The organism is Streptomyces sp. NPDC127084 (genome assembly GCF_042724175.1).
In the GTDB taxonomy this organism is placed as follows: domain Bacteria; phylum Actinomycetota; class Actinomycetes; order Streptomycetales; family Streptomycetaceae; genus Streptomyces.
This window is the reverse complement of record NZ_JBHXFA010000017.1, coordinates 29,015-38,797: the sequence shown is the minus strand read 5'-3', so window position 1 is coordinate 38,797 and position 9,783 is coordinate 29,015. Positions and strand designations below refer to the sequence as shown.

Here is a 9,783-nt window from a genome sequence, read left to right as displayed (position 1 = left end):
CGCCCGGACGGAGGGGGAGCGATGGGCTTGCGGTGGGCAAGCCCGGCTCAGAGCGTCAGCGCGCCAGCGCGGCGTAACCCGGCCGGATCACCGCGTCGATGATGCGGCGGCGCTCCGGGAGGGGCAGGAATGCAGACTCGACGGCGGCGGCCGTGAACTGCTCGAAGACCTCCGGGCCGTAACCGAACGCGTCCGCCATGTGCTGGAACTCGCGGCTCATCGTGGTACCGGAGACCAGGCGGTTGTCCGTGTTGAGCGTGACCCGGAAGCCGAGCCGGCGCAGCAGGTCGATCGGGTGCGTGGCGTAGTCCTTCGCGGCACCGGTCTGGAGGTTCGAGGTCGGGCAGACCTCCAGCGCGATCCCGTTGTCGCGGACGTACGCCGCGAGGTGGCCGAGGGTGGCCGTGCCGTCGTCGGCGACCTGGATGTCGTCCGTGATCCGGACTCCGTGGCCGATCCGCTCGGCGCCGCAGACCTGGACCGCCTCGTGGATGGACTCGGCGCCGACGGCCTCGCCGGCGTGGATGGTGAAGTGGCAGTTGTGCCGCTTCAGGTGCTGGAAGGCGGGGAGGTGGTTGGCCGGGGGGTTGCCGATCTCGCCGCCGGCGATGTCGAAGCCCGCCACACCGCGGTCCCGGTGGGCCACCGTGAGCTCGGCTATCTCCAGGGAGCGCTGGGTGTGCCGCATACCTGTCAGCAGCGCGCGGACGGTGATCCGGCCACCCGCCCGGCGCTCGCCCTCGCGGAAGCCCTCGTTGACCGCGTCGACGACCTCGTCAAGACTCAGGCCGCGCTCCTGGTGCTGCTCGGGGGCGTAGCGCACCTCGGCGTAGACGACTCCGTCGGCTGCCAGGTCCTCGGCGCACTCGGCGGCGATCCGGAACAGCGCCTCGCGGGTCTGCATCACCGCGCAGGTGTGGGCGAAGGTCTCCAGATAGCGCTCCAGCGAACCGGAGTCCGCCGCGTCGCGGAACCAGACGGCCAGGGCCTCGGGGTCCTCGGTGGGGAGGTCGCCGTAGCCGCACTCACGAGCCAGCTCGATGATCGTGGCGGGGCGCAGGCCGCCGTCCAGGTGGTCGTGCAGGACGGCCTTGGGGGCGCGGAGGATCCAGTCGGCGACAGGGGCGGGGCTCGTGGCGGGGTCGGCCGCTGAGTTGTCAGACAAGTGCATGCAGCGGGAGTGTACGGCACGCGGGCGCTCGGCGCTGTACACGGGCTGCGAGGCAACTCGGGCGGTGGTCCGCGCGAGGCCGCAGGGGGTGGGGGCCGGGTACGTCCGGTCCGGTCGCAGGGCATGAGGCGCGGGCACGGTCAGGGCGTCGGGTATGTGCGGTCGGGCGTCAGGCGTGTTCGGCCGGGACCACCGGGTATGTCTGGCCGGGACGTGGGGGACGCCTCCGCATCGGGCGCCTTCGGTCAGGGCGTCGGGTATGTGCGGTCGGGCGTCAGGCGTGTTCGGCCGGGACCGCCGGGTATGTCTGGCCGGGACGTGGGGGACGCCTCCGCGTCGGGCGCCTTCGGTCAGGGCGTCGGCTACGTGCGGTCGGGCGCCGGGACACGCGGCCGCGCGCCGGGCATGTACGGCCTCGCGCCGTACGCATGGGCCCGCGCCGGCCACACCCGGTCGGTATGGGCCATCCGTCCGTCCCCAGGCACTCGCCCCCGGGCATTCGCGGGTGATCCAGGCAGGTGGCAGATCGCCGGCCCGGCCCACGGCACGTCCCGGTCCGGCGGTCCCGGGGGAATGGCCCACGACACGGGGCAGCCGGCCTGCGCCCGTGCCGCAAATCGCGGCAGCGTCAGCTCGACTGCACTACGGACAGCGTGGGGGCGCCGGTCGGCAGCATGTGCTTGGCGGCCATGATCGGGATGTCTCCCGCCCGTACGACCTGGGTGATCAGCACGGCCGGGGTGTCCGCCGGCCGGTCGAGCTGAGCTCCGCGCCGTTGTCCGAGCGAGGTCGCCGTCACCCCCGCGTGGGCGGTCAGCGGCAGCCCCCGGGAGGCCCCGGCCAGCACCGCCAGCATCGAGGTCCGCTCGGCCTCGGTCGTGGACAGCGCCCCGGCGAACGCCGGGTGCGCCCTCTCCAGCACGTCGTCCGCCGCGGCCCACTCCTGGCTGAGGGCCGCCGCACCGTCACCCGTCAGCAGGGACTCCCAGAAGCGCAGCTCCGCACGGGCGGGGGCGTGCAGATGCTGGGTGGTGAAGTCGGTGGGCTCCTCGAGGGTCCGCAGCAGGGCTCGCACCCGCAGCGGCGCGCCGCCCTGCGCGAGCTGCTCCTCCAAGGGCTGGATCTGCTCGAAGCCGCGGCGCGGCGGCTGGTCGTTGACCGTCCTCCCCACACCCCTGCGCACCGTGAGCAGCCCGTCCTCCTGGAGCAACAGCAGCGCCTCGCGCAGCGCGGGCCGACTGACTCCCAGCTCTGTCGCGAGCCGTGGCTCGGACGGCAGGGTGGAGCCCGGCGGATAGGTGCCGTCGTGGATGGCGTCCGCGATGCGCTCGTACAGGACGACCACCGGTCTGCGCTGCGGCTCGCTCGCCGGTCCGCTGACTACCACTGTGACTCCCCGGGCTTCCTTGTCTGCTCACTGCCGAGGTAATGCGTGCGTCGTCATCACCTTCGCCATCGAGAAACCCACCGTAGTTCACAGTCGGCTGGGCCTTGTGGGTCTACGCAGGTAGATGTCAGCTTGGTGCCGCGTTCTGTCTTGTCTGACAAGATCCTTCGGTGGAGTCTGTCGGCTTCGGCGGCGCCGGATGGTGCCGCGCCGTGCGGGCGCGCTCCGGGTGCCTCACCCGTTCGGCCCGCTCCACCAGCCTCATGGGGCCGGGAGCTGTCCATCCTGGTCCCATGAGTCCCAAGGGCGGATCGCGGAGCGGCAAGAGAACCGGCCATCCGGCGCGCACGGGCGGCGCCCATGGCCGCTTCACGCCCCGCAGGATCCTGTTCCTGGTGATCGCGGTCCTTACGCTGGTCTTCATCTTCGAGAACACCCGCAAGGTCACGGTCCGACTGCTGATCCCCGAAGTGGTCATGCCGCTCTACCTGGCCCTGCTGGCCGCGGCGGTCCTGGGCGCGCTCTGCGCGGCGCTCTACCTCGGTCGCCGAGGCAAGTGACCGCGGCAGGGCGCGGGGACGCGGCCTGGGATCCGTGTGCGCGGCTGGGTAGTCGGGCGACAGCCGCGATGCGCGCGACGTGACCGGATCCCGGACAGGGCTACGCGCGGCAGAGCAACTCGCCGTGCGGGACGCCGAACCACGCGCCGTCCGTTCGCCCCCACTCCCGCCAGGCGTCGGCGATCGCCGCCAGTTCCCCGGCGTTCGCATGGCCTCCGCCGACGGCCAGCCGGGCATAGTCCGACTGTGTCGTACGGTCCGCCCAGAGCCCGCTCCACCAGGCGCGTTCCTCGGGTGTGACGAAGCACCAGGCCGCGGCCGTGGCGGTGATGTCGGTGAAGCCCGCCGCCCGTGCCCAGGTGTACAGCCGACGCCCGGCGTCCGGTTCCCCGCCGTTCGCACGGGCCACCCGGTGGTACAGCTCCAGCCAGTGGTCCAGGCCCGGCACCTCCGGGTACCAGCTGAACGAGCCGTAGTCGCTGTCGCGGACGGCGACCAGCCCGCCGGGCCGGCAGACCCGTCGCATCTCGGTCAGGGCGAGCACCGGGTCGGCTACGTGCTGGAGCACCTGGTGTGCGTGCACGACGTCGAAGGAGTCGTCCGGGAAGTCCAGGGCGTGGACGTCAGCGACCGCGAAGGTGATGTTGTCCCGGCCGCGCTCGGACGCCACCGCGCGGGCCGCGTCCAGGATCCCCGGCTCGCTGTCGACGGCGGCGACCGCGCCGGGTGCGACCAGCAGGGCCAGATCGGCTGTGATGGTGCCTGGACCGCAGCCCACGTCCAGTATGTCGAGTCCTGGCCTGAGCTCCGGCACCAGATACGCGGCGGAGTTCGCGGCCGTACGGCTGCGGTGCGAGCGCAGCACCGATTCGTGGTGCCCATGGGTGTAGACGGCGGTGGCAGTGGTGCCCTTGGTCATGGTCCTCGCACTCCCGTTCCTTCAAGTCGGTTGTGTTCGGGCAGACTTCACGCGGATCACGTCATGGAGCCGGGAAGGCGGCCACACCACCACCGTACGCCTTCCAAGCCGAATCATGAGATAGGCGTCTTGCGATTCGGACGAGGTGACAGTGGGAACGCCTCACGGTCGTTCGCGTCCGGCCACGTGGAGGCGCAGAGTGGACGCCATGGACACCCACGCTCTTCTGGACCGGCACTCCGAAGCGCTCGCACTCTTCACCGAACGGGTGCACGCCGTACGGCCCGGCCAGTGGGACAGGGCGACCCCGTGCGCCGAGTGGACCGTCCGGGACCTGGTGAACCATCTGACCGCCGAGCAGCTGTGGGTACCGCTGCTCGTCGGCGAAGGCCGTCGCATCACCGAGGTGGGCGACAGCTTCGACGGCGATGTGCTCGGCGCGCATCCCGCGGTCACCTGGGACCGGGCCGCATCCGGCGCGAAAGCGGCCTTCAACGCGCCCGGCGCACTGGACCGGACGGTGGCGCTGTCGTACGGCGAGCGCACCGCTGCCGGGTACTGCGCGCAGATGGCGGCCGACGCCACTGTGCACACCTGGGATCTGTCCCGGGCCATCGGCGCGGACGAAGCCCTCCCGGCCGCGCTGGTCGAGTTCACTGCGCACGAGGTCGCTCCGTATGCCGCTGGTCTGGCAGGCAGCGGCCTGTTCGCGCCCGCCGTCGAGCCCCCTCCGGGCGCGGACGCCCAGACCAGGCTGCTCTGCCTGCTCGGACGCGAACCCTGATGAACGAATCCGGCACCGAACCAGCCTCGATCGAACCAGTCCTCTCGAACCAGCCCGGATCACGTGAATGGGCCGACCGGAGCGGCGGGGCGGGCGGAACCTTCGTATAAAGGGCTCATGGCCTTTGTCGACACGTGAGCCGGGGGTGTTCCCGGGCGCGAGCACGGGAGGTGGGCCCATGCGGCGGACGGCTCCGGAAGACCACGGACCGGTCCGGTACGGCCCGCACGCGCCGGAGCCGGGGCTGCCCGTGCTGCCCGAGCTCGCCGAAGTGCTCGCGGCTGCGGCGGGGCGTACCTCCACGCCCGAGCCGACAGGCGGGGGTCCGGTGCTGAGAGAGGCGGCCGTCGGCTACTGGTGGCGCCGCGGACTGCGCAGCCATCCGGAGGATGTCGCCGCCGCTTCCGGCGCACAGCCCCTGCTGCTCGCCCTGCTGGCCGCGCATGGCGGCGATGTGCTGATGCCCCGGCCGTGCCCCGCGTGGTGGACACCGCAGGTCCGGCTGCTGGGACGGCCCGCGTTCCATGTGCCGACACCTGCGGAGTGCGGGGGAGTGCCGGATCCGTACGCCCTGCTGGAGACTGCGCGCAGGGTGCGGGCCGAGGGCGGCACCCCGCACCTCCTGCTGCTGTCCGTCGCCGACGATCCGACCGCCACGGTCGCCCCACCCGAGCTGGTACGCGAGGCCTGTGAGGCGGCGGTCGACCAGGGGATGCACATCATCAGCGACGAGACCTGGCGGGACACGCTGCACCGGCCCCTCGAGCGGGTACTGCTGAGCCCCGCCGAGATGTGCCCCGACGACGTGACCGTCATCAGCGATCTGTCGGGCGCGCTGGCTCCGGCGGCCTGGCCGGTCGCGGTGGCCCGGTTCCCGTCCACCGGGCGCGGGGCCGCGCAGCGGGCCAGGGTCCTCGACATCCTCACCGCGCTGGGGGCCTTTGTCGCCGGCCCGGTGGCCGAGGCCGCCGCGCACGCACTCGATGAGCCCGAGCCCGTCGCCACCCGCGCCGCGCGCGCAGCCGCCCTCCACGCCCAGCTCGCGGCGGCGGCACACCACGCCGTGCTCGGGTCCGGTGCCCTCGCGCGGCCCCCGCAGGCCGGGCGGCACCTGTACGCCGACCTCGCCCCCCTGCGCGCCCGCCTGGCGGCGCGCGGGGTCACCGACTCGATGGAACTCGAGGACTATCTGAGCGCCCGCCTCGGCGCCCTGACACCCGGCGGTCACCGCTTCGGCGATGAACTCGGTGCCCTCCGCGTACGACTGGGTACGGGGCCGCTGCTCGGCGCGACCGCCGAGGAACGGATCAGCGCGCTCACCGCGGAACGGCCACTCGAACTTCCTCATGTGGCCCGCGCGTTGTCCCGTTTCGGATCGGCCTTCGATGAACTCCGCTGAGCGAACGCAGATGTACGAAATCCGCCGACCACCGCCGCGAACCGCGAGCCCCCACCCGCGCCGAACGGAGACCCCAGATGAGCGACCACCCGGAGCCCCCGCCCGACCTCGCGAACGACCCCGACCACCCGGAAGGGCGTCGCGGCGTACGGAGCACCGCCGTATCGCCGCCCGCTCCCTCGCGTACCGGCCACGGAACCGGCATCGGTTCCGGATCCGGGGAGCCCCTGCCGGCCCTTGAGACCGCACCGGAAACCGCACAGCCGCCCGCCCCACTGCCCGCGCCCGCCCCGGGAGCGGTAAGCCGGGTTCGGCCACTCGGGTTCACCCGCCGCTGGCCCCGCTCCTTCGCGAACCGGCTGACCGCCCCCCTCCCCGGTGTACGGGCCCTGGCCAAGCTGGCCAGGGAGGGCGCGCTGCGGCCCGCTGCCGCAGGTCTCGCCGATGTCCCGCAACTGCCGTTCGCCCCGGATCCGCTGCCGGCCGCTGCCCCGGGGACCGTTGCCGTCACCTGGGCGGGGCACGCCAGTTGGGTGATCGCCATCGGCGGCCTCACGGTACTCACGGACCCCGTCTGGTCCCGGCGTATCCTCGGCACCCCGGCGCGTCTCACGCCGGTCGGTGTCAGCTGGGAGGACCTGCCGCCCGTCGACGCGGTGGTCATCAGCCACAACCACTACGACCATCTGGACGCTCCCACCATCGCACGCCTCCCCAGGCGCACTCCGGTGTTCGTCCCGGCCGGGCTCGGCCGCTGGTTCCGGCGGCGCAGGTTCAGCCGGGTGACCGAACTCGACTGGTGGGAGGCCGCCGAGCTCCCGTCGCCGGACGGGGGAGCGGTCCGCTTCGACTTCGTACCGGCACACCACTGGTCCAAACGGACGCTCACGGACACCTGCCGTTCGCTGTGGGGCGGCTGGGTGCTCACCGATCAGCGGGGCCGCCGGGTGTACTTCGCGGGCGACACCGGATACGGCCACTGGTTCAAGGAGATCGGCCACCACCACCCGGACATCGACCTGGCGCTGCTGCCGATCGGGGCGTACGCGCCGAGGTGGTGGCTCAGCACCGTGCACACCGACCCGGAGGAGGCCGTGCAAGCATTCACCGACCTGGGCGCCCGGAACATGGCACCGATGCACTGGGCGACCTTCGTCCTGTCAGCGGAGCCCGTGCTGGAGCCGCTCCGGCGCCTGCTCGCCGCTTGGGACCACACCGGTCTGCCGCGCGAACGGCTCTGGGACCTGCCGGTCGGCGGCTCGCGGTCGCTCGCCACCTCCTGACGGTGAGGGCACCGGAGCGGCTCAGGTCGGCTCACCACCCGAAGGCCCTTGGCGCGCCGCCCCGCGTCGCAGCCTGTGCCACAGTGCCGGGGCGCCGCTGATCAGCAGGGTCAGGGCCACCACCGCGAGCACTCCCTGCCACGGCTCGGGGAAGAGCGAGCCGCCGAGGATCCCGATCAGCCCGTATGCCGCGGCCCACGCGAGGCACGCCGGTACGTCGGCCCCGGCGAAGCGGCGCAGCGGCATCCTCGTCAGCAGACAGGCCAGCATCACCGGGATACGCCCGGCGGGCACCAGCCGCGACAGCACCAGTACCGTGACCCGGCGCTTTTCCAGCCCCCGCTCCGCTTGCGCGAGCCGCTCGGGTGTCGCCCGCTCGCGCAGTGCCTCCAGCCACCGGGAACCGCCGCGAGAGCCGAGTCCGCGCCACCCCAGCCAGTACAGCGCGACATCTCCGGTGAAGGCCGCGAGCGCTGACACCAGGAACACGGCCGGCAAGGCGAACGGCAGCGACTGGTGGAGCGCCACCACCGCCACCGAACTCACTACCGCCCCGGTCGGAATCACCGGCACCAGCGAGCCCAGTGCGACCACAAGGAACAGTGAGGGAAAGCCGACCGCGTGCTGCGACTCGAGAGGCAGCTGTCTGATCGCCTCCTGGAACGTCATCGGCCCGCCTCCGTCATCGGCCCACCTCTGTCGCCGGCCCGGCCCCTGCCATGAGTCTCCGTCGTCCGCCCGCCTCTGTCCTGGGCCGCTGTCATCGCCCGACTTCCGGCCGGACGCTCTCGCCGTGCCCCAACCGGTGCACCGCCACGCGGGGTGCCAGCCGCGCAGCCTTCCTGGCGAACTCATCGCCCGGCGAGTGGAACTCATGCGGCCGGACCGCGTCCATCCCGATCGGCCAGTACGTGCCGTAGTGGACCGGTATGGCCGCTCGCGGCGCGAGCGCGGCGAGCGCCCGCGCCGCCCGGTCCGGGTCGAGATGGCCATGCCCCAGGAACGGCCCCCAACCGCCCACCGGGAGCAGAGCCACATCGATCGAGCCGACCGTGTCCGCCATTCCGTCGAACAGTCCGGTGTCACCCGCGAAGTACGTTTGGGCTCCGCCCTGGATCACATAGCCGAGCGCGGGGGAGCGATGCGGGCCGAACGGCAGCCGCCGGCCGTCGTGCAGCGCTGGGACGGCCCGTACGCGCAGCTCGCCCACCGCCACCTCGTCACCCGGCCCCACCTCCGTGACGCGCAGCCCGGCCAGCCGCCGCAGACCGGGCACCGCCCGGGGCGCGTCGCGCGGCACGATCAGCCTGGTCCCGGGCGCGAGCCGGGCCAGCGACGGCAGGTGCAGGTGATCCGCGTGCAGATGTGAGACCAGGACCGCGTCGGCCACCGCGGCTTCGGGGGGCGGCACGGCTCCGCGCCGACGTCGCAGATGCGCGAGCCGGCTCACGAAGAGCGGATCGGTGAGCACCCGGACTCCGGAGTCCTCGACGGTACAGGTGGCATGGCCCCACCAAGTCACCTCCATCGGCACGTACCGCCTCCTCGGCTCGCCTTCCGGCCCGGCCCGGCCCGTCTCCGTGACCTTCGAACTCCGCTACGAGCCTAGGCGCTCGGCGGCCGTCGAGGTCTTTCGGTGGCGATCTGTGGTGTCGGGTTGCGCGCGGGGTAGTCCCGTGCCGTCGCGAGCGCCGGTGTGCGCCTCCCCTGCGCCGTCGACTCCGCAGTAGGGTCACCTTCAACAATTCACCAGGGGACAGGGGGGATCGCTCCATGGAGCACGCGCCCGACGGCTCACCGGACTCCGGACGGCACCGTCTGCGTGCGGCATCGATCGCCAGCCTCACCCCGCTGGAGGAACTGGACGGCGAACCCTTCCTCGTGGACACCCGCAGCCAGCAGGCGATGTGCGCCCACTGGGCGGCGGACAAGGGCTATGTCGTCACCCGCGAACTGCTGTTCTACGGGCTTCGCCCCGACCACGGGGTGCTGTGGGCCGACGTCGAAGCGGGCCTGGTGGACCTCTTCGTCGCCCCCAATGATCGTGTGCTGGCCCGGGCGGTCACCTCGGTGCCGGAATTCTCGGCGGAGTGCGAGCGGCGCGGGGTGCGCCTGGAGACCGCGGGGCTGGACGAACCGGTCTACGACGCGGCGATGAAGGCGACGGTGCACCGCAGGATGTCCATGCCGACCGCCGGCTACGACGGCTGCTGACTATTTTTGCGACGCTGGATCGCAGGCGACGCGAGAGGCAGTGACGGCGCGTGGGCGAAGAGCGCG

Annotated in this window: 10 protein-coding genes; 5 read left to right on the top strand and 5 right to left on the bottom strand. The window is 72.6% G+C overall.

Annotated features, from left to right (window positions below):
- Positions 1 to 55: 55 nt before the first annotated feature.
- Together ACFWI9_RS06680 and ACFWI9_RS06675 are read right to left on the bottom strand one after the other, a co-directional pair.
- Positions 56 to 1,171: an adenosine deaminase gene (locus ACFWI9_RS06680; protein WP_387159424.1), complete on the bottom strand. Its 1,116-nt coding sequence runs from the start codon at positions 1,169 to 1,171 to the stop codon at positions 56 to 58.
- Between the two features lie 628 nt (positions 1,172 to 1,799).
- Positions 1,800 to 2,558, bottom strand: coding sequence for a GntR family transcriptional regulator (locus tag ACFWI9_RS06675; protein WP_387159423.1), 759 nt, complete (start codon positions 2,556 to 2,558; stop codon positions 1,800 to 1,802).
- 293 nt (positions 2,559 to 2,851) lie between these two features.
- Here ACFWI9_RS06675 and ACFWI9_RS06670 point away from each other — a divergent pair, with 293 nt between their 5' ends.
- Positions 2,852 to 3,118 (top strand): DUF1049 domain-containing protein, encoded by a 267-nt coding sequence (locus ACFWI9_RS06670; RefSeq protein WP_387159422.1) that lies wholly within the window; start codon positions 2,852 to 2,854, stop codon positions 3,116 to 3,118.
- Positions 3,119 to 3,218: 100 nt separating this feature from the next.
- On the opposite strand, the gene ACFWI9_RS06665 is transcribed toward ACFWI9_RS06670, so the two are convergent.
- The gene (locus tag ACFWI9_RS06665; RefSeq protein WP_387159421.1) at positions 3,219 to 4,037 is read right to left on the bottom strand and encodes a methyltransferase domain-containing protein; all 819 of its coding nucleotides are present in this window, start codon (positions 4,035 to 4,037) and stop codon (positions 3,219 to 3,221) included.
- 208 nt (positions 4,038 to 4,245) lie between these two features.
- Between ACFWI9_RS06665 and ACFWI9_RS06660 the strand changes: the two genes are divergently transcribed.
- From ACFWI9_RS06660 to ACFWI9_RS06650, 3 genes are all read left to right on the top strand, one after another.
- Complete coding sequence (locus tag ACFWI9_RS06660) at positions 4,246 to 4,821, top strand: TIGR03086 family metal-binding protein (RefSeq protein ID WP_387159420.1); 576 nt, start codon at positions 4,246 to 4,248, stop codon at positions 4,819 to 4,821.
- Between the two features lie 178 nt (positions 4,822 to 4,999).
- Positions 5,000 to 6,220: an aminotransferase class I/II-fold pyridoxal phosphate-dependent enzyme gene (locus ACFWI9_RS06655; protein ID WP_387159419.1), complete on the top strand. Its 1,221-nt coding sequence runs from the start codon at positions 5,000 to 5,002 to the stop codon at positions 6,218 to 6,220.
- A 77-nt stretch (positions 6,221 to 6,297) separates the two neighbouring features.
- The gene (locus tag ACFWI9_RS06650; protein ID WP_387159418.1) at positions 6,298 to 7,503 is read left to right on the top strand and encodes an MBL fold metallo-hydrolase; all 1,206 of its coding nucleotides are present in this window, start codon (positions 6,298 to 6,300) and stop codon (positions 7,501 to 7,503) included.
- A gap of 21 nt (positions 7,504 to 7,524) precedes the next feature.
- On the opposite strand, the gene ACFWI9_RS06645 is transcribed toward ACFWI9_RS06650, so the two are convergent.
- Entirely contained in the window at positions 7,525 to 8,172 is a 648-nt protein-coding gene (locus ACFWI9_RS06645; protein WP_387159417.1) for a DedA family protein, read from the bottom strand.
- Positions 8,173 to 8,263: 91 nt separating this feature from the next.
- Entirely contained in the window at positions 8,264 to 9,037 is a 774-nt protein-coding gene (locus tag ACFWI9_RS06640) for an MBL fold metallo-hydrolase (RefSeq protein WP_387159416.1), read from the bottom strand.
- Positions 9,038 to 9,276: 239 nt separating this feature from the next.
- Between ACFWI9_RS06640 and ACFWI9_RS06635 the strand changes: the two genes are divergently transcribed.
- Positions 9,277 to 9,717, top strand: a complete 441-nt coding sequence (locus tag ACFWI9_RS06635; RefSeq protein WP_387159415.1) for a hypothetical protein — start codon at positions 9,277 to 9,279, stop codon at positions 9,715 to 9,717.
- Positions 9,718 to 9,783: the final 66 nt, after the last annotated feature.